The organism is Arthrobacter ramosus (genome assembly GCF_039535095.1).
GTDB classification, from domain to species: domain Bacteria; phylum Actinomycetota; class Actinomycetes; order Actinomycetales; family Micrococcaceae; genus Arthrobacter; species Arthrobacter ramosus.
The window spans coordinates 505933-530558 of sequence record NZ_BAAAWN010000001.1 but is presented as its reverse complement, the minus strand read 5'-3'; the positions used below and the strand labels follow the sequence as shown (position 1 = coordinate 530558).

At 62.9% G+C, this 24626-nt stretch carries 22 protein-coding genes; 8 read left to right on the top strand and 14 right to left on the bottom strand.

Annotated features, from left to right (window positions below):
- Positions 1 to 36: 36 nt before the first annotated feature.
- Positions 37 to 999, bottom strand: a complete 963-nt coding sequence (locus ABD742_RS02525) for a plastocyanin/azurin family copper-binding protein (protein WP_234748832.1) — start codon at positions 997 to 999, stop codon at positions 37 to 39.
- A gap of 417 nt (positions 1000 to 1416) precedes the next feature.
- On the opposite strand from ABD742_RS02525, the gene ABD742_RS02520 reads away from it, so the two are divergent.
- The 6 genes from ABD742_RS02520 (at position 1417) to ABD742_RS02495 (ending at position 8856) form a co-directional block, all read left to right on the top strand.
- Complete coding sequence (locus ABD742_RS02520; protein ID WP_234748831.1) at positions 1417 to 2472, top strand: LCP family protein; 1056 nt, start codon at positions 1417 to 1419, stop codon at positions 2470 to 2472.
- Between the two features lie 160 nt (positions 2473 to 2632).
- Positions 2633 to 3253: a CalY family protein gene (locus tag ABD742_RS02515; protein WP_234748830.1), complete on the top strand. Its 621-nt coding sequence runs from the start codon at positions 2633 to 2635 to the stop codon at positions 3251 to 3253.
- Between the two features lie 88 nt (positions 3254 to 3341).
- Entirely contained in the window at positions 3342 to 4346 is a 1005-nt protein-coding gene (locus ABD742_RS02510; protein WP_234748829.1) for a signal peptidase I, read from the top strand.
- A 58-nt stretch (positions 4347 to 4404) separates the two neighbouring features.
- Positions 4405 to 4878 carry a hypothetical protein gene (locus ABD742_RS02505; protein WP_234748828.1) on the top strand — a complete coding sequence of 158 codons (474 nt, stop codon included), beginning with the start codon at positions 4405 to 4407 and terminating at the stop codon, positions 4876 to 4878.
- 63 nt (positions 4879 to 4941) lie between these two features.
- Complete coding sequence (locus ABD742_RS02500; protein WP_234748827.1) at positions 4942 to 7137, top strand: S9 family peptidase; 2196 nt, start codon at positions 4942 to 4944, stop codon at positions 7135 to 7137.
- A 54-nt stretch (positions 7138 to 7191) separates the two neighbouring features.
- The gene (locus ABD742_RS02495) at positions 7192 to 8856 is read left to right on the top strand and encodes a sensor histidine kinase (RefSeq protein WP_234748826.1); all 1665 of its coding nucleotides are present in this window, start codon (positions 7192 to 7194) and stop codon (positions 8854 to 8856) included.
- A 440-nt stretch (positions 8857 to 9296) separates the two neighbouring features.
- On the opposite strand, the gene ABD742_RS02490 is transcribed toward ABD742_RS02495, so the two are convergent.
- The 8 genes from ABD742_RS02490 to ABD742_RS02455 form a co-directional block, all read right to left on the bottom strand.
- Positions 9297 to 9482 carry a hypothetical protein gene (locus tag ABD742_RS02490; protein WP_234748825.1) on the bottom strand — a complete coding sequence of 62 codons (186 nt, stop codon included), beginning with the start codon at positions 9480 to 9482 and terminating at the stop codon, positions 9297 to 9299.
- Positions 9483 to 9565: 83 nt separating this feature from the next.
- Positions 9566 to 10381 (bottom strand): response regulator transcription factor, encoded by an 816-nt coding sequence (locus tag ABD742_RS02485; protein ID WP_234748824.1) that lies wholly within the window; start codon positions 10379 to 10381, stop codon positions 9566 to 9568.
- Positions 10382 to 10536: 155 nt separating this feature from the next.
- Positions 10537 to 11187, bottom strand: a complete 651-nt coding sequence (locus tag ABD742_RS02480) for a TetR/AcrR family transcriptional regulator (protein WP_234748823.1) — start codon at positions 11185 to 11187, stop codon at positions 10537 to 10539.
- Positions 11188 to 11211: 24 nt separating this feature from the next.
- Positions 11212 to 13239: a CocE/NonD family hydrolase gene (locus ABD742_RS02475; protein ID WP_234748822.1), complete on the bottom strand. Its 2028-nt coding sequence runs from the start codon at positions 13237 to 13239 to the stop codon at positions 11212 to 11214.
- A gap of 39 nt (positions 13240 to 13278) precedes the next feature.
- Positions 13279 to 15207, bottom strand: coding sequence for an ABC transporter ATP-binding protein (locus ABD742_RS02470; RefSeq protein WP_234748821.1), 1929 nt, complete (start codon positions 15205 to 15207; stop codon positions 13279 to 13281).
- On the bottom strand, positions 15207 to 16112 hold the full coding sequence (locus ABD742_RS02465; RefSeq protein WP_234748820.1) for an ABC transporter permease: 906 nt from the start codon (positions 16110 to 16112) through the stop codon (positions 15207 to 15209). Before ABD742_RS02465 ends, ABD742_RS02470 begins: the two co-directional genes overlap by 1 nt.
- Before the next feature lie 30 nt (positions 16113 to 16142).
- Positions 16143 to 17099, bottom strand: a complete 957-nt coding sequence (locus ABD742_RS02460; protein ID WP_234748819.1) for an ABC transporter permease — start codon at positions 17097 to 17099, stop codon at positions 16143 to 16145.
- Positions 17099 to 18676: an ABC transporter substrate-binding protein gene (locus tag ABD742_RS02455; protein ID WP_234748818.1), complete on the bottom strand. Its 1578-nt coding sequence runs from the start codon at positions 18674 to 18676 to the stop codon at positions 17099 to 17101. Before ABD742_RS02455 ends, ABD742_RS02460 begins: the two co-directional genes overlap by 1 nt.
- Positions 18677 to 18851: 175 nt before the next feature.
- Between ABD742_RS02455 and ABD742_RS02450 the strand changes: the two genes are divergently transcribed.
- A complete protein-coding gene (locus ABD742_RS02450) occupies positions 18852 to 19712 on the top strand; it encodes a DMT family transporter (RefSeq protein ID WP_234748817.1) in 861 nt (286 codons plus the stop codon).
- Positions 19709 to 20188 (top strand): hypothetical protein, encoded by a 480-nt coding sequence (locus tag ABD742_RS02445; RefSeq protein ID WP_234748816.1) that lies wholly within the window; start codon positions 19709 to 19711, stop codon positions 20186 to 20188. The genes ABD742_RS02450 and ABD742_RS02445 overlap by 4 nt, the downstream gene beginning before the upstream one ends.
- A gap of 91 nt (positions 20189 to 20279) precedes the next feature.
- On the opposite strand, the gene ABD742_RS02440 is transcribed toward ABD742_RS02445, so the two are convergent.
- From ABD742_RS02440 to ABD742_RS02420, 5 genes are all read right to left on the bottom strand, one after another.
- A complete protein-coding gene (locus tag ABD742_RS02440; protein WP_234748815.1) occupies positions 20280 to 21077 on the bottom strand; it encodes an ABC transporter permease in 798 nt (265 codons plus the stop codon).
- On the bottom strand, positions 21074 to 21937 hold the full coding sequence (locus tag ABD742_RS02435) for an ABC transporter permease (RefSeq protein ID WP_234748814.1): 864 nt from the start codon (positions 21935 to 21937) through the stop codon (positions 21074 to 21076). Before ABD742_RS02435 ends, ABD742_RS02440 begins: the two co-directional genes overlap by 4 nt.
- Position 21938: 1 nt before the next feature.
- Complete coding sequence (locus ABD742_RS02430; protein ID WP_234748813.1) at positions 21939 to 22772, bottom strand: ABC transporter ATP-binding protein; 834 nt, start codon at positions 22770 to 22772, stop codon at positions 21939 to 21941.
- 25 nt (positions 22773 to 22797) lie between these two features.
- The gene (locus ABD742_RS02425; RefSeq protein WP_234748812.1) at positions 22798 to 23880 is read right to left on the bottom strand and encodes an ABC transporter substrate-binding protein; all 1083 of its coding nucleotides are present in this window, start codon (positions 23878 to 23880) and stop codon (positions 22798 to 22800) included.
- A gap of 143 nt (positions 23881 to 24023) precedes the next feature.
- Positions 24024 to 24578: a GNAT family N-acetyltransferase gene (locus tag ABD742_RS02420; protein ID WP_234748811.1), complete on the bottom strand. Its 555-nt coding sequence runs from the start codon at positions 24576 to 24578 to the stop codon at positions 24024 to 24026.
- Positions 24579 to 24626 lie beyond the last annotated feature (48 nt).

Sequence of the window (24626 nt, the reverse complement as noted above, 5' to 3'; positions counted from 1 at the left end):
GGGAAACAAACCTCGGCATGTGTTCAAATCAGCAGCTTAGTCCTTCACCACCACCTTGCCGGCCATTCCAAAGTAGTCGTGGAGTGCGCAGATGTAGTCGTAGACACCGGCCTTGTTGAAGGTCACCGTGAATATCACGCCCGGCGGCAAAATGCCCGAATTGAGCTGCCCGCCCGTGTAATTCGTCGGATCGCCCAGCGGCGGGAACGGGTTGGCGGGCTCGGCACCGAAGGTCACGGTGTGCGGCTCGCCCATGCCGTTGTTCACGAAGCTCACTTTCTCACCAACGTGGATGACCACTTTGGGTTCGATGAACCGCATGACCATGGCCACGCCGTCGTCGGCTCCGGCAATCACGGTGTGGTTGTCCGCCTGATCGCGGGCGTCGCTCCATAGCTGGTTGCCGTCACGGATGATGGCCTTTTCCGCCCGCTCTACCCGGTTGTTGTACTGCTCCTGGCTGTACGGGTAATCCGTACCCTTGGCCCGCACGTGGACTGTGCCCTTCTGGGCCGCGCCATGCACCAGGCAGTAGTACGTGAAATCGCCGGTATCCGGGAACTTCAGGGTGTAGGAACCGACTTCGGCGAACCCACTGTTCGAGACGTTCGACATCACGCCGGAGTTGTAATAGGAGTGCCCGTCGTAGGACGTGCCGCCCTGCGCGGATATATAGAGGGGGCTGAAAGGATCAAAGGGTTGCGTGGACTCGATGGTTTGCCCCGTGGCCAGGAACGTAACCGTATGGATTTCGGCCGCGTTGGCCTCCCAGGTGACCTTGTCACCGGCATTGATGAAAATGTCCTTCGGCAGGAAGGACATCCCCTGGATGGCCTGGTCCGACGATTCGGAGCCGACCTGGACAGTCCACGTCCTTGCGGATTTGCCACTGTCCGCTGCCGCTGTGCCGCTGAGCGCCACCGGCAACACCAGGGCAAGGAGCAAAATCATGAGCGCTCGAAGGCGCGGCAATAGAAGGGGTTTTGGATGAGCAGTCATAAGACTCATTCCTTAGGAAAATCTTTGCTGACCGGCTGCTATTAGCCTGGAAATCTGGAGGCGCCGGAGACCATGGCGTCGTTTGACGGTGACTCGGTTTCCTTGAACTTCCCTATGAACTTCAGCTCGCAGCTGCTGCCCGTCCCCCGCATACGGTGCGGCGCCACGACGTTGGGGCCATGCAGACCTCCCTTGCTCGCAGGGATAACGTCCGGCTCCGTGGGCTTAGAGCCCCCCATTACGGAACCGAAAGGACACGGCAAAGCCGGCCCATGTGAAGGCGAGAGATTTATCTCTCATCGTGCTACCAAGACGTTATTTTGTCGAGACACCGGAACTACACGCGGGCGATTTTTGTGGCCGAAATGAGGCCTTCCCTGATGCGTTTTTAACCCACCTGGGTGATACGTTCCGGACATGGACGGACGACGGCGACTGTGGCTTGCGGCGGGGCTGGCAATTCTGCTGGCCCTCGTGGTGGTTCTGGCCGCGGTCATTGCCGGATCCAATAGGACCTCGTCCGGACCGTCGCCCTCAAGTGCCTCCTCGCGCTCTTCGGCAAGCGGCACGCCGTCGGCGACTCAAACCCATGCGCCCTCTGCAGCGGCGCCGGCCCCTTTGCCGGCCCCGCCGACAATCCCGGAGCTTCCGGCGGCGCCCATGAATATCCTGGTGATTGGCAGCGACAGCCGTGCGAATGCCAAGGACCAAAACAACCAGACCGTCACAACAGGCCAGCCCTCGGATCAACGCTCCGATTGCCTGATGCTGATCCACGTTCCAGCGGACCGGCAAAAGGTCTATGGTATTTCGATCATGCGCGACAACTGGGTGGACATCCCGGGCTATGGCGCATCAAAAATCAACGCCAGCCTCGAGGTGGGAGGCATCCCCCTGGTGGTCCGGACCGTCGAGACACTATTGGGCACGCACATAGACCACACCGTGATGCTGGACTTCAACGGCTTCAAGACCCTGACAGATGGCCTCGGCGGGATCGACGTCAATGTCACGCTGCCGTTCACCGCCACATTTGAGACCCATCATCAATTCGTGGCCGGCATCAACCACTTGGACGGACAGGCTGCTCTGGAGTTTGTCCGCGAGCGCTACGCCTTCCCCGACGGCGACTACCAGCGCGTCCGCGACCAGCAGACATTCCTCCGCGCTCTCTTGGTCAAGCTTTCGGGGGGCGTCCAGAATCCCGCCAGCGTGTTGGGACTCGTCCAATTCGCGACCAACTACCTCACTGTGGACGACGGCTATGACCCGATGTCCGTGGCCATCCTGGCCTACGGACTCCGCACCGTGGATCCCAAAGCTTCCGTCTTCTTCACCCTTCCCACGGCGGGCACGGGTACTTCCCCAGACGGACAATCCATCGTGCTGCCGGACTACGCGGGAATCGGAGAAGTGGCCGCGGCACTGCGGGACGACACGCTCCCGCAGTATGTGGCAGCCCACGGTTACTGAGCCGGCTGCTCAACACTCGCAAAAATCTTGATTGAATATTTAACTAATCTTCGAGAAAAGCTTGCGGGATCCTTGCGGCTTCCTAAAACTCCTGCCGGAAAGTAGAGGTCATCGGACAGCAAAGTCCTGGTCTCGCGGGCTTCAAGAAACGGAAATCATCATGGGTCTCAACCTGAAAACCACCACCGGCAAAGTCATTGCTTCCCTGGCCCTGGTCGGCACAGCTGCGGGCGTGGCGGGACTGGGAACCTACGGTGCCTTCACCTCCAGCACTTCCGCAAGCAACACCGTCGCCTCCGGCATCGTCAACATCGCCCTGGGCGCATCCGGCACCGCGAACCGGCTCAGCGTCGCCGCTTCCGGTTTGGTCCCCGGCGACACCGTGCAGCGCGTGGCCACGCTGAGCAACGCAACTGGAAACCAGTCGCTGTCAGCGATCACCCTGACCACCTCGGCCCTGCCGACCTCCTTGCTGGACACCAACACCACCATGGGCCTGCAGGTAGCCGTCGATGACTGCTCCGTGGCATGGAGCGAAGCCGGCACCGCCCCCGCGTACACCTACACCTGCGGCGGCACCACCACTTCGGTGCTGGCTTCCCGCCCCGTCATCGGGGCCAACGTGGCCCTGGCGAACCTGACCTCGGTTACGGCCGGACACACCGATAACCTGCGGGTCACGCTGACCCTGCCGTCCACAGCCGACAACACCCTCCAGAACCAGAGCAGCACCATCGCGTTCAACTTCACGGGCACCCAGCGCACCGCCACCAACCAGTAACCCTGCCCCCACCCCCAGCCAGCCCTCCGCCGTCGAGCCCCCCTGAAAAACGACGGCGGAGGGCCTCCCCCAGAACGGAGACCCAGCCATGACCGCATCACCGGTCCGCCAACGGCGGGTCTCCCCGACAGCCGTAACGACGGCGACGCCCGGCTCCGAAAAGCCCGGAACCGATAAGACTCAAGGTGCTGGGTCAAGGATTGCCCCGGCCGTGGTCAGCGTCATCACGACGACGGTCATGGTCGCCGCGGTCGCTGCGTTCCTGTTCCTCGCCGTCGGACCCCGCGTCCTGGGCTACCAGACCAGCACCATGCTCACCGGCTCGATGTCGCCGCTGATCAACCCGGGAGACGTGGTTGTCACCGTTCCCGTGGCGGTCCGGGACCTGAAGGTCGGGGACATCATCACCTACCACATTCCGGTGGAGGACCAGCGGGTTGAGACCCACCGGATCATCGACTTGGCAGTGAACAGCCAAGGCACTGCCACCGTCCGCACCAAGGGCGATGCCAACAACGGCGCCGACCCCTGGACAGCAGCCCTGGCAGCAGGCCAGGTTGACCGCCAGGTGTTCACCGTTCCCTACCTCGGCAACGCGATCCGCGCTCTTCGTGATCCCGTTGTCCTGAAGGTCCTGATGTATGGCGCTCCGGCCGCCCTGGTGGTCATGGTGCTCGTCTCCATCTGGCGGAAAAAGCCCGAAGTCGACGACGCCGCGGAGGCCGGCACCGGGCGGCCCCTCCCGGCCTTTGACCGTCGCCCCCTCAAGCGCCTGGCCAGGGAGATGAAAAGCAAGGAAGCCGCCGAGAAGTTCGCCGCCGCCTACGCCAAGCTGCTGCCCCATCGGGTGGACAAGATCAGCCAAGCCCTGAGCACCGGCAACAGTGACCTCGCGATGGATGCTGTGCTCAGCCTGAAAACCAGCTCCTCGATGGTGGGGGCGCTCCGGATGGAACAGCACTGCGTCCGCCTCGAGCACGCCCTGGTCATGACCGATCACACCGCGGCGATTGAAGCCGGGGAACTCGTCCGCCAGCACCAACCGCAGTTGGAAAAAGCCCTGGGCGGTCACACCACCCGGCGCGCCGCATGAAATCCTCTTCACAGAACCGAACCGGTCGCCCTGCCCTTACCGCACGAAAGCGCTAAGAATGGAATGGACCACCGGGCCTGACAGAAAGCCGCTGACCTTGCGTAGAAGCCGGAGCACCGCCGACGTCGCGAAGACGCCTGCGTTGGGTCGGGTCGCGGCGGTCCTGGCGGCGGCTGCGGTACTGGTCTTCGCTCCCGGTATCGCGCAGGCTGCGTTCACTGGAATGGACTCCGCTTCAACCAGCGTAGGGACGATGTCGCTCCCTGCCCCGACCGGAGCAAGTGTGGCGGCCACCTGCGTGGCACGCAGCCTCAGCATCGTTGTGACTAGCTACGGAACGGTGCCCCGCGCCACGTCCTACGATTTCACGGTGACGAACCCCGGCGGCGGCAACATGCAAACGTCCAATGGAACCTACACCAAAGCCGTTGCGGCAAAGGGCACCTGGACCTACCAGATCCACGGGCTATACCAGGCATCTCCCGGCAATGTGTGGACGGGCCAACCCTTCCAAGGGACAGTCGTGTGCTGACGGAGCGGCCGCCCTGAGCGAAATCGGTGGTCGCGTGGCAGTGGCCGTCTATAGAGTTAGCCCATGAGCCAGACTGTCATCCCTCCAGTTCCCCCCGTCGCCAAGAAGGTGCCCACCACCCGCGAGCACCACGGCGATGTTTTTGTGGACAACTACGAATGGCTGCGGGACAAGGAATCCTCCGAGGTCGTCGAGCACTTGAAGGCTGAAAACGCCTACCAGGAAGCCGTCACAGCACACCAGGAACCGCTGCGCGAGGCCATCTTCCAGGAAATCAAGGGACGCACCCAGGAGACGGACCTCTCGGTTCCCAACCGCAAGGACGATTGGTGGTACTACACCCGCTCCGTCGAGGGCAAGGAGTACGGCATTCATTGCCGCGTCCGGGCCGCAAACTCCGGCGATCCCGTGGCTGACTGGACCCCGCCGGCGGTGGAACCCGGCGTCGAACTCCAGGGTGAAGAAGTCCTGCTGGACGGCAATGCCGAGGCTGAAGGCAAGCCGTTCTTCTCCGTTGGCGGCAGTGCCGTGACAGTGGACGGCGACCTTTACGCCTACGCTGTGGACAACTCGGGCGAGGAACGCTTCACGCTCCGCATCAAGGACCTGCGCACGGGTGAACTGCTGCCCGACGTCATCGAGAACATCTTCTACGGCGTGGCCTTCTCCCCCGACGGCACCCGGATCTTCTACACCGTGGTGGACGATTCGTGGCGCCCGTACCAGGTGAAGTCGCACGTCCTGGGAACCCCAGTCAGCGAGGACGGGGTCATCTACCAAGAGGACGACGTCTCCATGTGGCTCGGGTTCGAGCTCTCCTCCGACCGGAGGTACCTGGTGCTGAGCATCGGCTGCTCGGAGTTCAGCGAGACGCGCTTGCTGCGCTTTGACGACTACGACGCCGGCCTGTCCACCGTGATTTCCCGCGACGAACGCATCCTCTACGAGGCCGAGCCGTTCCTGCTTGATGGTGTTGAGACCATCCTCCTGACCCATAACAAGGATGCCATCAACTCGATGGTGTCCATCGCGGACCCGGCCGAGTTCGCCAAGCCGCTGGCTGAGCAGCAGTGGCGCACCGTCGTCGAGCATTCCGACGCCGTTCGCGTCAACGGGGCCGGCGTCACCTCGACGCATCTGGTGGTGGCGGTACGGCAGGACACGATCGAACGCGTGCAGGTGCTGCCCCTCGCCGGCCTGGGAACCTCGGCGCAGGGCGCCGCCGTTGAGCCTGCCTTCGACGAGGAGCTGTACACGGCAGGGGTGGCAGGTTCTGACTACGAAGCCCCGGTGATCCGCATTGGCTACACGTCTTTCTTCACGCCGTCGCGGGTGTACGACTTCGTGCTGCCCACCGCCGCGCTGCCGAACGGCGAACTGCTGCTGCGGAAGGAAAGCCCTGTGCTGGGCGGCTACACCGCGTCCGACTACGTGGCCACCCGGGAATGGGCGACGGCGGCGGACGGCACGCGCGTGCCCCTCTCCGTGCTGCGGCACGCGTCCGTTTCGCAGGACTCGAGCGCCGCGGGCCTGGTCTACGGCTATGGCTCGTACGAGGTCAGCATGGATCCCGGCTTCGGGGTGGCCAGGCTGTCCCTCCTCGACCGCGGAATCGTCATGGTAATCGCCCACATCCGCGGCGGTGGCGAGCTCGGCCGGCGCTGGTACGACGACGGCAAGAAGCTCAACAAGAAGAACACCTTCACGGACTTCATCGCCGCAACGGACTGGCTTTCACAGTCCGGCTGGGTGGCGCCGGAGCGGATCGCCGCCATGGGTGGCTCTGCAGGCGGCCTGCTCATGGGCGCTGTGGCCAACCTTGCACCGGAAAAGTACGCGGCGATCGTGGCAGCCGTGCCGTTCGTGGACGCGCTCAACACCATCCTGGACCCGGAACTGCCGCTCTCCGCGCTCGAATGGGAAGAATGGGGCAACCCCATCACCGATCCCGAGGTGTACGAGTACATGAAGTCGTACACTCCGTACGAGAACATCCGCGCCGTTTCGTACCCGCGGATCGCCGCAGTGACCTCTTTCAACGACACCCGCGTGTTCTACGTGGAGCCAGCCAAGTGGGTCCAGGTGCTGCGTTCCGAGACCACCGGTACGGCGCCCATCGTAATGAAGATCGAGATGGACGGCGGACACGGCGGAGCCTCGGGACGATACGTGCAATGGCGCGAGCGGGCTTGGGACTATGCCTTCGTCGCGGACTCGCTCGGCGCCGTCGATCTGCTGCCCGGGGCGGGGCTCAAGTAGCGTTCTCGATAGTAGGCTCTCTGTGGGGGGCCGAACCGAAACAGTAGGAGCGCAGTGGAGAGTTCTGTGGCGAACGCGTCGTCGCCAAACCGCGCCTTGGTGGCAGACCCTGACACGGTCCGTCACGAAGAGACGGTTGCGGCGCTCGCCGCGGCGGGGTTCGTGGTTCGTTCAGCGCACGACGCCGGTTCGCTCGCGGCCGCGCTGGAAAGCGAACCGAGCGACGTGCTGGTGGTCGACAACGACCTCCGCGAGTTCCTTCCCCGGAATGACGCCCCGGTTTTGCTCTTGCTGGATCCCGAGGACGAGCTGGATATTGCCGCCCTTGAAGCGTGGACCATTGCGGATTTTGCCTACAGGGCCCAGCCGCCCGCATTTCGGGCACACAGGGCACTGGTACTGATAGCCCGTGCCGCCGAACGGACGCGCCGCCGTTCGGAAGCCGAATCGCTGAGGGAGAGCCTGAGGAAGGTGTCCGCGGCGATCCGGTCAACCATTGATCCAGGCCGGATTGCCCGGCATCTGGTGGACGGAATCGGCGAGGCCCTGGGCGCGGAATACGTCTGGTTCACCACGTTCCCGGACTCACGCGTGCCCCAGGTGAGCGCCGAATGGAACGCTCCTGGACTGGTACCGGGAGTCCTGCCAAGCGAACTCACGGACGACATCGCCACGTTCGAACTGGCGGAGCGATTGTGGGCAGAAGCCGAGGTGCAACCGCTGCCGAAACGGGCTCCCGCGGGTGGTACGGGTTCGGCTCTCGCGGGGCGTCCCGGTGGTGCGGGTGCGCTGGGTGGTGCGGGTGCGCCGTCGGCGTCTGTTGTGGTGCCGGTGGGCGAGGGAGATCTCGTTCTCGGGGTCATCTGGATCGCCCGCCCGGACACGGCGCAGGAATGGACCCGGGCCGAAATAGGCCTGATTCAGCACGTCTCGGGGAACTTGGCGTACGGCCTGATGCAGAGCCACTTGATCGGCGCGCAACAGCAGGTCATGTACAAGCTCCAGGAACTCGACCAGGCCAAGACCGACTTCCTCACAACCGTGAACCACGAACTTCGAACCCCCCTGACGTCCATCACGGCCTATCTGGACATGATCCGCTCTGGCGCCGGCGGACCCCTTCCCGCGGGTGTCGGGCGGATGGTCGACGTCATTTCACGAAATGCCGAAAGGCTCCGACGGCTGATCGAAGACATGCTCACCGTCTCGCACCAGGACACTTCCGGCGACCTCCAATTGAGCCACGTGAATGTGGGCACCCTGCTCAGGCTTGTTGTCTCGACGTTGCAGCCGCTCGCGGACTCCCGTTCGCTGTCCCTTACCGTGATGCATGCGCCGGGAACCATGACTGTCCACGCCGACGAGGCCAAGCTTGAGCAAGTCTTCGCCAACATCATCAGTAACGCGATCAAGTTCACGCCTGACGGCGGCCATGTTGCCGTTAGCAGCGGGATCACCTCGGACCCCGGCACGGTTCCCAGCGTGGTGGTGCGCGTGGAAGACACCGGCGTCGGGATCCCGGAAACGGAAATCGACCAGGTATTTACACGGTTCTTCCGCGCCTCAAACGCCTCCACTGCGGCCATCCCCGGAAGCGGGCTGGGCCTGGCTATAGCCCACGACATTGTGGAACGTCATTCCGGCCGTCTCGATGTCGAGTCCGCCCTCGGCGTGGGAACCACGGTTTCAGTCCGGCTCCCGCTGGACACCGAAAGCTAAAGGGGCCGGCCGTCGCCGGGGGCTTGTACCGTCTTCCCCTTCTTTGAATTCGGAAAGCGCTTACGACACGGCGAGTCGCATCATCCCAGGGCTCAGCAGCGGCAAACAAGGTCAGGAAGGGCAGGTCCCGGCGTCGCACACCCCAACTGCTCCGGATCCCGACGGCGGCCCTTGCGTTGCACGCCGGCCGTCGCCGGGGGCTTGTACCGTCTTCCCCTTCTTTGAATCGGGAAAGCGCTTACGACACGGCGAGTCGCCCAATTCCGGGGCTCAGCAGCGGCAAACATGGGGAAAACGGTACCGGGAGCCAAGGGGTGGGCGGCCAAAAAGAACACCGCCCCTTGGCGGTAGCCCGGGGCGGTGTTTGGAATTGCTGTCGTCTACCCAAGTACCTGGCAGTAAATGCCGTTATGAGGCGTCTAAACGGCATCTAGTGCGAGTCAGTTGGGCCACCAACCGACCTGCGCGTAGTTGACCGGGTCAGTCACAACAGGGACGGTTGTAACCGTCGTTACTGTGGTGCTGGTGGTGTCGTGCGTGGTCTTCGGGGCGGCATTGGCAGGAGTAACAAATCCGCCAATAGCGAGCAGGCCCGTCATGAGCAGTGTTGCGGCGAATTTTTTCATGCAGTGCTCCTTTGAGCCGTGAAAATCCGAAGTTGACATTCCCAGCGTAAAGAACCTCGTTAAAGGTTCCCTTAAGATTGCCTTCAGTTTTCCGAAGTCTTTGCGGCTAGGCGGTAACCCACGCCACGCACAGTTTCCACCCAACGCGGCGACTGCGCCGAATCGCCGAGCTTCCTACGAAGATTGGCTATGTGTACCTGGATGGCGCGCTCTTCGGATTCGCTGACGTAGCCTCCGGTTTCGTACTCCTTGGCATGGAGCCACCGGGCAAGCCCAGTGGTGCTTCGGACAACGCGTCCGGCCTCCATGAGGGCCTGAAGAAGGTCGAACTCGGTGCGGGTCAATTGCACCTCTTCGGTACCCACCCGGGTTGTCCGCGTGGCCACGTCCAGGAAAAGGCCGTTGTGTTCCAGCCCTGACGGTTCGCCCGCCGGAAGCACGGGTGTGGGTGCGGTTGATGCGTTCAGCGCCGGGGCCGGCGGCAGCTCCGCCGTCGTGCTCCCTCCCGAACCGCTCAAAAGCTTGCTGCCGCGTGGCCGGCGAAGGAGTGTCTCAACCCGGGCCAGGAGCTCGCGGGGGCGGAAGGGCTTGGTGACGAAGTCGTCGGCGCCGACGGCCAGCCCTTGTAATGTGTCCACTTCACGCGCGCGGGCGGTGAGCATGATGATGTAGGCGTCACTGAACTCGCGGACGCGGCGGGTGACCTCGATCCCATCAATGTCGGGCAGGCCAAGGTCCAAGGTGATCACGTCCGGGTTGTGAAGGCGGACCGCATCCACGCCATCGACGCCGTTCCCGGCCGCGTAAACCTCCAGGCCCGACGCCTCGAGAACGGCATGGACCACCTCACGGATGTCATCGTCATCCTCGATTACTACCGCCACGCCCGATGCGCCCACGTCAAGATCCCCATCTCTCTTATGCTCAGCCCACCTTAACACCAGCGGTACCCGCTATTCTCGCGCATGTCAGCGTAAGTCCCGCTTCACTCCTGCGTGCGCGGCCCTGCAGAGGTCGCGGCGGGCGTCGCCGCGGGGCTATTTCCGGGCGACATTCACCTGATCTGGAGCTCGCGCCTCACGAACGCTATAAGTAGGCTCCGCGAAGTTTCCACGGGCAGGGATGAACCCCGCGCATAGCATTGGACGGCCAGCCCATCCACCATAGCGGCCGTTTCGATGGCGAAGCTTTGGGGATCGTCGCAGACGAAGGACCCCTCGCTGACGCCACGCTCGGTAATCTCGCGCAGGGCGCTGCGCCAGCCGTCGTAGTGTTCGCTCATCCAGCGTCCGTAAGCTTCGTCCCTGGCCGCAGCGGACCAGAAGTCGAACCAGATCAGCCAGTGCCGGCGGGAATTCGCGTCGGAGCCGAACATTCCCTCCAGGAAATACAGCAGTTGCCTTGTGGGGTCGCCGGACCCTCTGGCGCTCTCCTGGAGCGGAACGTAGAAGTCCGCGGTTTCTGCCTTGACTACTTCCATCAGGACTTCGTCGAGACTCTTGAAATGGTAGGTGATGGTCCCGGGTGAGACTCCGCAGGCTTTTGAAATGTCTCGGATGAGGACATTGAACAACCCCTTGTCCGCGATCAGGTCCCGTGCGGCGTCGACCACCAGCTGACGCCGCACTTCAGTGGGATGCCGCTGCCGTTCGCCGACAGTCTTGGCGCGGGGCCGCTCTTCGTGGTCCTTAGCTGTAGTTGTCATGTGGCTCGTCCTCGTTTCCCCTGGTCAGGCCGATGTCCGACTGATGCGCTTCTCAAAAGTCTTTTCAAAGAATAGTTGCTCGTCCTTGAACGTCTTGACTTCGTTGTGCAGTACATAATGGTCCTTGCTGGCAGTGACCGTAGCGTGGGTCTCGATCCTAACTCCCCAGTCCTCGCGCTGCAGTGAGACGTTCCACATGGACTCAGCCCGCGCCGTCAGGGGATCGTTTCCCGATATCGAATACCGTTCTAGGGCTTCTTCACCAAAGCTCAGGCCGTCTGGGTAGATCCGGTTGCCGCCGTAGTTCGGGTCCACAGTCAAGGTCCAGGACTCCGATTGCGGCTCGTACCTGACCTCACGTTCGGGGCGGGCGGCCAGCACAGCTCCAGGCCGGATGTCCAAGCCCGGGGCTTGCTCCGCCTCCTCGAAGGCGACATCGCGCTTACCGATGGCGGCAGGATCGAGGTCATCGAGCGTCAGTACGCTCTGCCCGGCGTCAACGGTCACGAACCCTTGTTCGCCATGCGGCCAGATCCAGGGCCAGTACGTCGTGGCCAGGGCGAGCCGGAGCCTGTGCCCGGCCGGAACCTGCCACGACATGGAAGTGAACTCGATCTCGGCCTCAACGAATTGACCCGGAATTAGCTCTTCTGCCTTGTCCATCCCATTGCGCCTTGCCAGGTTGATGGCCCCGCGGGTGATCAGGGTGGACGACCCGTCCGGCCCAACGTCGCAGAGCCGGGCAATCACGTTGGCCCGGGGCGTGCTGCTGTTGACCCGCAGCCTCAGCCGGGCATAGCCGAACAGGTTGATGTCATCCTCGAGGACCGGCGTCTCGAATGCCACCGAGCGCCCATCCTCGGCGCGCTGGTCCGGCGGCAGATCGGACAGATTCCCGAAGGGGAACCACCGGGCGGCGTCCACGCCGTTGTGTTGCGGAGTGTCGACGACGGCCATCCCGGCGGCGTCGGTTGCCAAGCTGCGCAAATCTGAGGCTAGGTTGAAGCGCCGCTGCCCGACGTCGGCGGACGGCCATCCGTCCAGTCCCACCCAGGTGCCCGCTCGCTCGGGATAGTGGGTGGCCGGCCGTACGGAGTCCTGGTGATAGGCGCGCAGCGAGGGTTCAGCCATGACATCCGTTTCGATGCCTTTGAGCCAGTAGTCCCACCAACGCAGGGTCTCCTGCAAGAAGCCAATGGTAGGACCGGGCGTCCGCTCGATGTCCGGATACTGATGTGACCATGGGCCGATCAGCCCTTGCACGGGGGCGTCAAGATGCTCCAACAACCGAAAAACAGTGTTGCGGTAGGGATCAGCCCAGCCCCCGACGGCCAAGACGGCCGCGGTGATCTTAGAGTAATCCTCGCAGACCGAACCGTGGCGCCAGTAGTCGTCGCGTTCCTGGTGGTCCATCCAGATTTCGGAGAAAGGCTGGAGGGCTTCCAAGCGTTCCTTCCACATGGTCTCCCAGGCGTCGCCAACCCGCCAGGGCGCGGGCGGACGGCATTGGAACGCAAGCATGGTTCCAGCCCAGGAAGTCATGTCGATGCCGAGCATCGCGCCACCAAAGTAGTGCACGTCATCGGCATAGCGATCATCCGTGGAGCAGACAGTGACGATAGCCTTAAGCGCCTCCGGCTGCTCCGCGGCGATCTGCAAGGCATTGAACCCGCCCCAGGAAATTCCGAACATTCCCACTTTGCCGGTACACCAGGGCTGGGCGGCCAGCCACTCGATGACCTCAACTCCGTCTGCTTGTTCCTGCGGGTGGTACTCGTCAAGCATGACGCCCTCGGAATCTCCGCAGCCGCGGATGTCCACACGGACCGAGGCGTAGCCATGGCCCGCATACCAGGGGTGGCGCTGCGCGTCACGCGGCGCAGTCCAGTCCCCGCGCCGGTAGGGCAGATACTCCAACAGTGCGGGCACCGGCCGTGAAGCCGAGTCTTCGGGAAGCCAGATTGTGGCTGCAAGCTTGACGCCGTCGCTCATCGGAATGAGCACGTGCTCCATGACGGTGACGGAATGGGGGAAGTCCGTGCGGATCTTCACGGGTATTTCCTTTCTGGGGAGCGGGTTTCGAGTGCAGCGTTAGAGGGCAGGGATGCTCGGACGGGGTTCCGCCACGTCCGCGTGGCACTTGATGCGGTGCGTTTCCGAAACCTGGATGGTGGGCGGGACCACCGTGCGGCACACGTCGCGGACAATCGGACACCGGCTGGCAAAGGGGCACCCCAGTTCAGGCGGGGCGTCAGGGATTTCGTCCCGCACTGCTTGCGCTTTGGCCTTATGGTCATCGCCGAGTTCGATCACCGAGTCCAGCAGGAGCCGGGTGTATGGATGGGACGTGTCAGAGAAGATCTCCTCCACTGTGCCGTCCTCGACGATGCGTCCGAGGTACAGGACCACCACACGGTCCGCTACTGACCGGACGACGGCGAGGTCATGGGTGATGAAAAGGAAGCCGATGTCCTTGTCCCGGCTCAGGGTGTCCATCAGGCGCAGGATGGAAGATTGCACCGAGACGTCAAGCGCTGATACAACTTCGTCCGCTAGCACAAGGGACGGGCCGGCCGCGATGGCCCGGGCGATGCCAACTCGCTGGCGTTGACCACCCGAGAGCTGGCCGGGCAATCGCTGCGCGAAGCTGGCCGGGAGTTCCACCTCTTCCAGTGCTCTCTCCACGGTGGCTCCTTTGACGCCGAAGAGCTTCAATGGCCGCGCGATTGCCGTCCGGACCGAGTGCCTCGGATTCAGCGAAGTATCGGCGTTTTGGAAGATCAACTGCACGGCTTGGCGGAGACTCTTGGGGCGGCTGGACACGGTCCGGGCCAGATTGCCGCTACCCCTCAGGTGGTTTGCAGACTCGTCACCGGACCCGCTGAGGGACATCTGTCCCCCTTCGCTCTTCTGCAAGCCCGCAATAGCGTTGGCGATGGTGGACTTTCCGGAACCGGATTCGCCCACGAGCGCCACAATCTCGCCGGCGTTAACCTCAAAGCTGACATCCTGCACCGTGGGACCCGTGCCGGGAACTGGCTTCTTGCGGTAGTCGATTGTCAGTTCCCGGACGCTCAGCACGGGCTTGGGCTCCCGGGGCGGAGTCCGGATATACAACTCCACGGCGCCTTCCCGCACGGTCCCGGCGTCGATGACTGACTGGTCCATTCCAGGAGGGATACCGGGGGTGTCGATGCGCGGCACGCTGTCGATGAGGCCGCGCGTGTATGCATGTTGCGGCTGTGCAAGGACGCTTCGAGTCAAGCCGGATTCCACAACCGCACCTTTGCGAAGCAGGGCGATGTCCGTGCACATCTTGTCAATGACGCCCAAGTCATGGCTGACCATCACCATGGACATGCCCAGCGTCTGCTGCAGCTCCGTGAGAAGGTCAAGGATGGCGGCCTGCGTGACCACGTCCAGCCCGGTAGTCGGTTCGTCAAGGACCAGAAGGGACGGATTGGCGGCGAGCGCCATGGCAATCCCGATGCGCTGTTGTTGCCCGCCGGAAAACTGGTGCGGGTACCTGTCCAGCGCTGGCCCCGGGTTGGGAAGCCTGACCAATCGGAGCAATTCCTCGGCCCGGGCGCGCTGGGCGGCCTTGTTTCCCTTGAGGTGGTGAAGGACTTCGGCGATCTGCTCTCCGATCTTCATGGTAGGAGTCAGCGCGTTTCCGGCATTCTGCGGGACCATCGCAACCTCAGCCATGCGAAGGCGGCGCAACTCCCGCGGGGCGAGTGCGAAGACGTCCTGGCCCGCCACGTGCACGGACCCGTTGGACACGAAAGACGTGCTCCGCAGGGAACCCAGCAGGGCACTGGCCAGCGTGGATTTCCCGGAACCCGACTCCCCCACCAGGCCTAGGACGTGGCCGCGCCGCAACTGCAGCGTCACGTCCTTGAGGACGTCCACCTGGCGGTTTCCCGAGAGGTAGGAAACGCTGAGGTTCTGGATCCGGACAATGTCCGTTCTGTTCAGCACGGTTGCTTCATATGTGGTGTCGGCTGCATCTATTGTCACTAGCCCAGCACCTCCTTCATTCGGTCAATGCCGAAGCTCTTCGCAAGCCCATCGGCCGCAAGGTTGAGTCCGACAATCAAGGTCGCCAGCGCCGCGATGGGCGACAACGTGGCCATTGGCACAACAGCCATGAGGTTCCGGTTCTCGGCCACCATGAGGCCCCAGTCCGGCGTCGGTGGGCTGGCTCCGAAGCCCAGGAAGGACAGCGAACTGATAAGCAGCACCACCCAGGAGGCCCGCATGGCGAATTCCACCAGGATGATGTCCAGGACATTGGGGAAGACTTCCCGGAAGAGGATGGAGAACATCCCCTCGCCCCTAGCCTTCGCTGCGGTGATGAAGTCCTTGGGCATCACGTCCATTGCTGCGGCCCGGACAATACGGGTCACCCCGCCCGTGTAAACCACCACAACGGCCAAAATGATGACCCAAGGACCGGTACCGAAGATGGTCACAACCACCAACATGGACAGGATTGCCGGTACCGCCAGAACCGAATCCAACACCCTGGTGATGATGTCGTCCACAATGCCGCCACGGTACGCTGCGATGCCCGCGATGACGGATCCCAGCAAAACCGTGAGCCCAGTGGCTGTGAAACTGATAGCCAATGCGTACTGGCCGCCAAATAGGGTTCGCGTCAAGGTATCCCGGCCTAGAGCATCGGTGCCTAATAAGTGAGCCGCCGAGCTCTCTTGCAGTGCGCTCATGGCATCCGTGGCGATCGGATCATAGGAAGTCAGCACCGGGGCGAGGACCGCCACCACGATATTCACTATCACCAGGGCGAACCCGAAAGTGGCCGCCCGGGACTTCAGGATGGACCGGACCGCGCGTCCAAGGCTGCTCGAGCCCTTGGGGGCCGGGACCTTGGGTGCCCGGGCCGTCGTCGTCATTGCGCTCATTTGCTGCTCCGTGTCATTTGCTACACCGTGTCATTTGCTGCTCCTCGGGTATCGCAGCCGTGGATTCAGCAGGAAAGCTGCAAAGTCCGCCAGCAGGTTGCACACCACATATGTCAACGCGCTCATCACCGTGATCAGCAAGATGGTGGGAAGGTCACGCGTCTGGACAGATCTGATCATCAGGGTGCCGATTCCCGGATAGTTGAAAATGCTTTCCACAACCACCACACCGCCGATCAGCCAAGCTATGTTCATGGCGATCACGTTCAAGGTGGGCAACATGGCGCTGGGCAGCAGGTGTTTGAAGACCACCCGGGAAGTCGAGTTGCCCTTCAGGATGGCCGTGCGGACAAACTCGCTGTCCATCACATCGATCACCGAGGTGCGCATCATCCGGATGATGTAGGCCGCAAGAACACAGATCAGCGCCCCGGCAGGTAGCCAGACAGAGGGTAGAAGATCCGCGAAGGAGGCATTCTGCCCCGCGATCACCACTGCCGGGAAAATCGGGATGTAGATGGAGAAAAGGAGCACCAGCACGGTGGCGACCACAAACTCCGGAACGCTCATTCCCACGAGCGCCAGCGTGGAAATCGAGATGTCCGGCCACCGGTCGCGGGTCAGGCCGGCAACGAGGCCGAGCACGAGGGATAGCAGGATGCCGATCACGATGGTAATGCCGGCCAGAAGGGAGGTGTTCACCAAGGCGGAGCCCACTTCCCCCGCGACGCTACCGCCGCCGACGAGGGAGTTGCCGAAGTCGCCGTGCAAGGCCTTGCCAAGCCAAGTGAAGAAACGCGAGACGGGCGACTCATCCAGCCCGAGTTGTTGCCGCAGGGTGGCCACGGCCGACGGCGTGGCGTTCTGGCCCAGCAGCTGGGTGGCCGCGTCTCCAGGCAGCGACTGGATGGCGCTGAAAACCAGTACTGTGGCCAGCAGCACCGTGAAGACTGACCAGCCCAACCGCTTGGCGAAAAACGTGACCATTATGCACGGAGCCCGATGTTGATGTAGTCGAATTCGAAGCCGTGCTCGCTGTAGTTGACTACCTTCTTGCTCAGGCCAGTAATCCGGTCGGAGAAGAACGGAGTCAGGGAGCCGCCGTCGTCGATCAGGATCTTCTGCGCGTCCTGGTAGAGCGTCTTCCGCTTGGCCGCGTCCACGGTGGCGCGGGCGGCGTCCAGTGTCTGGTCGAACGTGGCATTCGAGTATGCCGTCTCGTTGTAGGAGGACCCGGTACGGAAGATCTGGTTCAGCAACTGGTCGATGGGGCGGCCCGTGTACCAGTAGGTGGTCATCAAAGGCTTCTTCATCCAGACGTCGGTGAAGTAGGAATCTGCAGGAGAGTTGGTCACCGCCAGGTTGATATTGGCGGCCTTCATTGAACTCTGCAGGGCCAACGCGAGCGGCGACAGCACCGGATCATAGCTGGAGGTGTAGATGGGCACATCGAAGTGGTCAAAGCCCTTTGCCTTCAGCAGGGCCTTCGACTTATCCGGGTCGTAGCCCAGGCCATAGTCGAGATAGTAGGCCTCGGAGGGCGGCACGGGGTTGTTGTGCGCGACGGTTCCGTTGCCCTGCACCGCCAGTTTGAACACGTCGTCAGGGTTGTAGGCATGGGCGAAAGCGCGGCGGATATCCGGGTCTTTGAATTCCGGGCTGGTGTTGAGCATGGGTACCGGATACCACTGGGCGTTCTTCACGCTGGAGACCGTTGCTACCGAAGAGGCCGAAACCGTCTTGGCAGTGGCGAAGTCGAGGTTGGTCTGGGCCACGAGGTCCACCTGCCCCGCCAGCAAGGCGTTCACCCGAGCCTGGGTGTCGGCGATGGAGGAGAACTCAATCCCGTCCAATGCGGGTTTGTCCCCGAAGTAGTTGGGATTACGCACTATGGAACCGGGCCCTGCTGCCGTGAAACTCTTGAGCTTGAACGGACCAGTGCCGATGCCGCTGGCGCCGATGGTAGCCGCGGAACCGGCCGGGATGATGTAGCAGTTGTACCCGGTCAGCAAGCTGGCGAATTCGGCGTTCGGAGACTTCAGGGCAAACACCACGGTTGTGGCATCCGGGGACTTGATGGAGTTGCCATCGACAAAGGGGGAAAGCACCCCGGCTTGCGGAGACTTGGTGGCCGGATCCAGGATGTGCTGGATCGAGAAAATGACGTCCTGGGCAGTGAACGGCTTCCCGTCGTGCCAAGTCACACCCTTGCGCAGTACAAAAGTCCAGCTCATCGCATCTGCGGACAGTGTCCAAGACTCGGCCAGGTCCGGAAGGATCTCACCCTTGGCCGAAAGCTTGACCAAGCGGTTGTAAAGGGCACCCAGATATTCATAAGCGGACAAAGAACTGGCAGGGTCCAACGTTTCGGCCTTCGACGCCGGCGGCCGGGCGATGCGCAACGTCCCGCCCTGGCGGGCAGCGCCGGTCGCGGCACCCGTGGTCGACGACGACGGGCTGACCCCGCATGCTGCGAGGACCGCGGGGGCCAGCAACAGGGCTGAACCGGCGAGAAGGGTGCGCCGGGACAGCCACCCTGTTGGTGCTTCGATCCGTGAATCCATGGTGCCGAATCCTTATCTTTATTTCTTCCGCGAACGATCTAATTCATGTACTGTACGAATAAATCGTCTGAGAGAGCAATAGTTCTCCGAATAATTTAACCGCCCTGAAACAAAGGGCCATTTCACCGGGAAGGCCCCAATTGTGACCGGATGGTACCGAAGACCAGATGTGCTGATGGTGCTGTCTTCCGCGCCCACATACGTGGCTACCCGCGAGGCGCTGAAAGTGGTGGACCCGCAGGACCTGACGCCCCTGCGCTACTTGGGTGCCGCCGTCGTGCTCGGCTTGGTCTTGCTGGTCCGGCGGCAGAGACTTACGCTGCGGGGTCGTGACATTCCGAGGATGCTGGTTGCGGGAGTACTGGGGTATGCAGGCTTCGGCCTACTCTTGAACCTGGGGCAGACGACCGTTCCGGCCGGAACAACAAGTCTCCTGCTTAACATCTCGCCCGTTTTCGCGTTCGTCCTCGGCCATCTCATGCTGCGGGAGAGAACGTCCAGCCTGGGCTACTGGGGGATGCTGCTTGCGGTGGCAGGGGTCGTAGTCATTACGCTTGGCGATTCCGTGGCCGTCGGCTTCAACGGCGACGCGCTGTACATCGTGGCAGCTGCCCTTCTCCTATCGGCATTCCTCATCGTCCAACAACCCTTGCTGGCACGCGTCCCCCCGCTCGAAGTGGTCTTCTGGGGGTCCCTCATCGGCGGAGTCGCCACGCTGCCGACCGCCCGATTCGCAGTGGCACCGGCGGAGTTCACGTGGACCGTTTGGCTGGCGTTGGCCGTGCTCGTGGTGGTCTGCACGGTGGTGGCCTACGGGTTCTGGAACGTCTCGCTGTCGCGGACAAGCGTCGCCGAGGGCGGTTCGCTCCTATACGTCGTGCCAGTGCTGTCCCTGCTGCTCGGGTGGATTTTGCTGGGCGAAGTCCCGAGTATCGCATCCCTCCTCGGAGGCGCGGCCGCGTTGGCCGGCGTCATCTTGCTCTCCCGGGCAACAGCATCCATCGCACCCGAAAAAGAACTGGAGCCCGCGCCATGACCGTCCCCCACTTCGAGGAGGAATACGTCGAGATTCCCCTCACTGCAGCCGCGTCCGCCAAGCTCGCCGGCATCGCCGCCTCCGTCACAGCGGACGTGGGGGCATTGTTGACAACCATCTCCCTCTGGCGTCCTGGAACCGGGGACCTGGTCCGGGTGTGTTCCACCATGCCGGAGCTCTACCGGGTGGGTGGGATCTCAAGCGAACTGGGCGAGGACTGGCTCGAACACTGCGTCGTGCACCAGGAATCATTCCTCGCTTCGGACCAAGGAACCATCGATTCGGATGCATTCGAACACCAGAATGTCCTTGGCGCGCTCAATCTCGGCGCAGCTATCAACGCGGTGATCGTCGACAACGGCCGATTCCTCGGCTGCCTCAATCTGCTGGACGTCGCAGGGGCGTACTCGGAGCCGTCGGTGCGGCGCGCCGAGGCCTACGCCGCCCAGCTCGTGGAGACTCTACGCACCCTCTGAAGTTCAAGTAACATCGATTGCTCCCCGCCGGCCCAGTGCCCTTTTTGGGAACTGGGCCGGCGGGGAGACACCGACGATTGTGGGGACGCGCCTAGCTTGGACGGGCGTGCCCAGCGCGGCGCAGGACCATGTCTTCCAGGAGCGAAACGAGCGAGTAGAGAATGAGGGATGCCAGAGTGATGACCACGACGGCGGCCCACACCTCGTTGTTCTTGGCCCGGGAGACGGCGGAGATGATGGCGTAGCCGATCCCCTTGCCGGTCGCGAGCCATTCGGCCAGGAGCGCGCCCGTGATGGCTCCCGGAATCGAGACGCGAAGGGCCGTGAAGAATGCGGGCAACGAGGACGGAAGAGCCACTTTCAGCAGGGAGGTCCAGCGCGAGCCACCGTATACCTCAATCACCTCGAGCATGGCCGGCGAAGCTGATCGCAGCCCGAACACCACGGTCACGAGCGCCGGAAACAGCACCACGATGCCGCCGATTGCCGCCACCGCGGGTTCCTGCCGCCCGAAAATCAGGATGATGATGGGCGCGAGGGCCACGAGTGGAACGGAACGCAGCAGCATGGCGATGGGCATGAGTGCATGCTCTACGCCGCGAAAGACCACGAACAGGGCCGCGATCGCCACGGCGCCCACGATGCCCGAAGCGAAGCCCATGGAGGCGTCGATGAGCGTCTGTCCGAGGTTCAGGAAGATGGAGGTCCTGTTGGCCTCCGAGGCCGGAACGGTGAACAGGAAATTGAACACATCGACTGGACCCTTGCCGACGAACGGCGAGATATGGAAAAGCTCCAGGAGCCCCATCCACAGCAGCAGGACGACTCCCAGCGACACCACCAGGCCAATCAGTCCCCGTCCCAGGCCTCTAAGCAGTGATCCAGTCATTGAGAGCCGCCCTTCCGTCCGGCGATGCTTGAGGCTGCCCAAGGGACCAACAACCTCATCAGTACACCGAAAGCCGCGTAGCCGAGACCGGCGAGCAACCCGGCCATCAACGCAACTCCCCAGGCGCGGGCAATTTGCAGGTTCTGCTGCGCATTGACCATCGCGGGGCCGATGCCCTGGTCCACGCCACCTACATATTCGCCCAGCACAGCACCCAGCACGGCGGCTGGAACGGCGATCTTGAGGGCGGTCAGGATCCCCGGGAGTGCAGACATGAGCTGGACCTTGAACAGTTGTTTGATCCGTCCACCACCGTAGACGGCGATGAGGTCGAGGCTGGACTCGTCCGCGCTCTTTAGCGCCGCTACTGCTCCCACCACGGTGGTGAAGAAGACCGAGATACCGGCCAGTAGCACCGCGGTCCCCGATGATTCGCCGTGCCCGGGCGAGCCGATAACGATGAAGGCTAGCGGGCCGATGGCGACGATCGGCAGGCAGTAGCTGATCACCGCCAGCTGGGTGACCAGCCGTTCCAGCGCCGGGACCACCAAGACGGTGGCGGCGAGCAATAACGCGGCGAGATTTCCCCAGAAGTATCCGATGGCGGCTTCTGTTACGGTGACGCTCACATTGGGCCAATAGAAGCTGACACCATCGGTGACGAGCTGGCGGACGACGTCGAACGGCGTCGGAATGGCTCCACCCCCGCCGTCGGCGGAGGCCCCGACGCCCGCCAGTACCGTTACTGCGGCGATCCACCACAAGGCGATCGCGCCAAAGACTCCGGCAAGGCCGATGCCCCACGGCGGGAGGCCGCCAAGGCGGGCTCGGAGACCCGCGCCCGTTGTCATCCCGGTCATGTCAGTGCCTCGTTTCCGCGGCTAGCCCGACGTCGCCGAAGAGCAATTCGGAAGCGCGGTCGCAACAGGCGTGGAACTCCGGCGTACGCATCATCTCGGGCGTGCGGGGGCGCGGCAGGTCCACCGTGATGATCTCCTTGATCCGGCCGGGTCGGGCGCTCATCACGGCAACCACGTCCGAAAGGAAGATCGCCTCGGAAATTCCATGGGTCACCATGAGCGTCGTGGCCGGCTTCTCGGTCCAGATCCGCAACAGCTCCAGGTTGAGCCGCTGCCTTGTCATGTCATCGAGTGCACCGAACGGTTCGTCAAGGAGCAGCACCGAGGGCTTGAGGACAAGTGAACGGGCGATCGACACGCGTTGCCGCATGCCTCCGGAGAGTTCTGCCGGTTTCGCCTTTTCGAAGCCATTCAGCCCGATCAGATCGATCAGCTCGTCCACCAGCTCCCGGTCCACGGGCCTTCCTGCCACTTCAAAGGGCAGACGGATGTTGGCTTCCACGCTGCGCCACGGCAAAAGGGCCGAGTCCTGGAAAGCGATGCCGAGTTCGTGGCCGGCCCGGAGCTCGGCCGGGGTGTGCCCATCCACCACCACCTCACCGCTGCTTGGATCCTCCAGCCCGGCCAGAATCCTCAGGATGGTGGATTTTCCGCAACCGGAAGGCCCCAGGAGGGAGAGGAAGGATCCCCGGGATGTCCGAAGATTGGCGTCTTCCAAGGCCACGACTTTTCGCCGGCCCACGGTGAACGTTTTGTTTAGGTCCCTGAGCGAGATGCCGGTGCCGGAGAGGAACCCGGATCCCGATGTCGAAGTAGTCTGAGCGCTGGTTTCCATGTGACTGCAGTCCTTGCCCCGGGTCTTACTTGAGGCCCGGGTTTTCCTTGTAGACCTCGCCAAGGAGGCTCATGTCGAAGATCTTGTCCGCCGTGGTGTCGTAGCCGGCCAGCTTGAGGATCTCGATGTTCTTGGCCATCAGCGCATCTGAAACCGTGAAAAGACCATTCGCCTTGGTTTCATCGCTGACGATCAGCTTGGTGTTCTGGGCTTCGGCCTGGCCCTTTTCCTTGGCTGCGCTCAGGCCAAGCTCCTTACCGTAGACCTCCACTGCGAGACGCGCCGATTCCGCTGAATCGGCTACGGCGTCCTTCCAACCCTTGATGGAAGCCGCCAGGAAGGCCTTTAGCTCCGCGCGCTTGTTCTTGATGGCGTCCTCTGTGGCCACGAAGCTTTCGGCAATGAACGGCAGGCCGTTGTCGGCGAAGGGCAACACGGCCGTCTTGTGTCCGCCGAGCTCCAGCGTGAGGACTTCGTTGGTCAGGTAGGCGAAAAAACCGTCGACATCCCCGTTGGTCAGGGGCTGGGGATCGTATTGGACCGGCACCTTGGTGACCTTGCCGGCGTCGATCTTGTTGACCTTCAGGAGGGCATCAAACAGTGTCTCGTTCACGCCGGCCTGCACCCCGATCTTCTTGCCGATCAGGTCCTCGGGCTTGGTGATCGGCTTCGCGGCGAGCGAGACGATGGTGAAAGGGTTCTTTTGGTAGGTAGAGCCGATGATCTTCAGCGGAGCGCCCTCATTGAGGATGACCGGCGCAACGCCCACTGGCGACGACGTACCTACCAGCGCCTTGCCTGAGAGCACCATGGTCTCCGCAGAAGCACCACCGGGGCCACCGGCAATCAGGTTGACCTTCTCGAAGCCAGCTGCCTTGTAGTAGCCCTTGGAGTCGGCAAAGTACTCGCCGGCGAACTCCGAGTTCTTCAACCAGGACAGCTGGACTTCGAGAGTTCCGAACGAGGCAGCAGTCGGAGTGCCCGACGAGGTGGCTGCCGAGCCGGTACCGCAGCCGGCCAAAGCCAGCAGGCCGAGCGAGGAAATGCCCGCAATTACTGCTCTGCGCGAGGGGCGGGCGGTGGCCTGTTCCTGAATGCTGCTGCTCATTGTGATCTCCATATCGGGATGCCTCCGGTTCAATCGGGACACAATCGTCCCGTGACGTTCACGCTATGGAACAAATGTTTCAGCGAATGGGTGTGGCTTGTTTCTGGCGGGTAACAAGTTCCATCGGCGCCGGGCCGGGAGGGCTACTTCCGGGCGCGCCACTCCGAGTCGAGCATGGCGTAGATGACTTCGGTGGACCATTGGCCCTTGTAGTGCCAGTTGTCCACCAGCTCGGCTTCGCGTCGCATCCCAAGCCGCTCGCACAATCCCGACGACGAGGTGTTCAGTGCATCCAGCTTGGCATCGATCCGGTGGAACATGAGGGTCTCAAAACCCAGGCGGAGCACGGCCTCGGCCGCCTCGGCGGCGTAGCCCTGGCCACGGCTTTCCGGCGCCAGGATCCAGCCGATTTCCGCTTGCCCCGTGCCCGGCAGCCACTTGAGCACCACTTCGCCGAGCAACCCCGGCGAGTCCGCGCGCTCGATGGCGAGGCATACCCAGTCGCCCTCTTGCTCGAAGGTGAAGTTGGCGTAGCGGCCCAGCGCTTCCATGGACTGGGTGAGGGTCAATTCCTGCCGGAGCAGGAATCGTGCAGTCTCGGGCAATGACTGGTAGGCGTGGAACCGCTCCAGGTCCGTGGCCTCGAACCTGCGAAGGACGAGCCTCGGAGTCCGGATGGGAAGTTCGATAAGCGGCATTCCTCGAGGCTACTACGTCGGGGTTTTGGGGGTCCGGAACCGTCCCGC

What these genes read in the sequence shown, in the direction of transcription:
- ABD742_RS02465 (WP_234748820.1), bottom strand. Translation starts at nt 16,112, where the DNA reads ATGAGCGCAATGACGACGACGGCCCGGGCACCCAAGGTCCCGGCCCCC.
- ABD742_RS02430 (WP_234748813.1), bottom strand. Translation starts at nt 22,772, where the DNA reads ATGGAAACCAGCGCTCAGACTACTTCGACATCGGGATCCGGGTTCCTC.
- ABD742_RS02515 (WP_234748830.1), top strand. Translation starts at nt 2,633, where the DNA reads ATGGGTCTCAACCTGAAAACCACCACCGGCAAAGTCATTGCTTCCCTG.
- ABD742_RS02500 (WP_234748827.1), top strand. Translation starts at nt 4,942, where the DNA reads ATGAGCCAGACTGTCATCCCTCCAGTTCCCCCCGTCGCCAAGAAGGTG.
- ABD742_RS02450 (WP_234748817.1), top strand. Translation starts at nt 18,852, where the DNA reads ATGGTGCTGTCTTCCGCGCCCACATACGTGGCTACCCGCGAGGCGCTG.
- ABD742_RS02510 (WP_234748829.1), top strand. Translation starts at nt 3,342, where the DNA reads ATGACCGCATCACCGGTCCGCCAACGGCGGGTCTCCCCGACAGCCGTA.
- ABD742_RS02435 (WP_234748814.1), bottom strand. Translation starts at nt 21,937, where the DNA reads ATGACCGGGATGACAACGGGCGCGGGTCTCCGAGCCCGCCTTGGCGGC.
- ABD742_RS02520 (WP_234748831.1), top strand. Translation starts at nt 1,417, where the DNA reads ATGGACGGACGACGGCGACTGTGGCTTGCGGCGGGGCTGGCAATTCTG.
- ABD742_RS02525 (WP_234748832.1), bottom strand. Translation starts at nt 999, where the DNA reads ATGACTGCTCATCCAAAACCCCTTCTATTGCCGCGCCTTCGAGCGCTC.
- ABD742_RS02455 (WP_234748818.1), bottom strand. Translation starts at nt 18,676, where the DNA reads ATGGATTCACGGATCGAAGCACCAACAGGGTGGCTGTCCCGGCGCACC.
- ABD742_RS02480 (WP_234748823.1), bottom strand. Translation starts at nt 11,187, where the DNA reads ATGACAACTACAGCTAAGGACCACGAAGAGCGGCCCCGCGCCAAGACT.
- ABD742_RS02440 (WP_234748815.1), bottom strand. Translation starts at nt 21,077, where the DNA reads ATGACTGGATCACTGCTTAGAGGCCTGGGACGGGGACTGATTGGCCTG.
- ABD742_RS02505 (WP_234748828.1), top strand. Translation starts at nt 4,405, where the DNA reads ATGGAATGGACCACCGGGCCTGACAGAAAGCCGCTGACCTTGCGTAGA.
- ABD742_RS02490 (WP_234748825.1), bottom strand. Translation starts at nt 9,482, where the DNA reads ATGAAAAAATTCGCCGCAACACTGCTCATGACGGGCCTGCTCGCTATT.
- ABD742_RS02425 (WP_234748812.1), bottom strand. Translation starts at nt 23,880, where the DNA reads ATGAGCAGCAGCATTCAGGAACAGGCCACCGCCCGCCCCTCGCGCAGA.
- ABD742_RS02445 (WP_234748816.1), top strand. Translation starts at nt 19,709, where the DNA reads ATGACCGTCCCCCACTTCGAGGAGGAATACGTCGAGATTCCCCTCACT.
- ABD742_RS02420 (WP_234748811.1), bottom strand. Translation starts at nt 24,578, where the DNA reads ATGCCGCTTATCGAACTTCCCATCCGGACTCCGAGGCTCGTCCTTCGC.
- ABD742_RS02460 (WP_234748819.1), bottom strand. Translation starts at nt 17,099, where the DNA reads ATGGTCACGTTTTTCGCCAAGCGGTTGGGCTGGTCAGTCTTCACGGTG.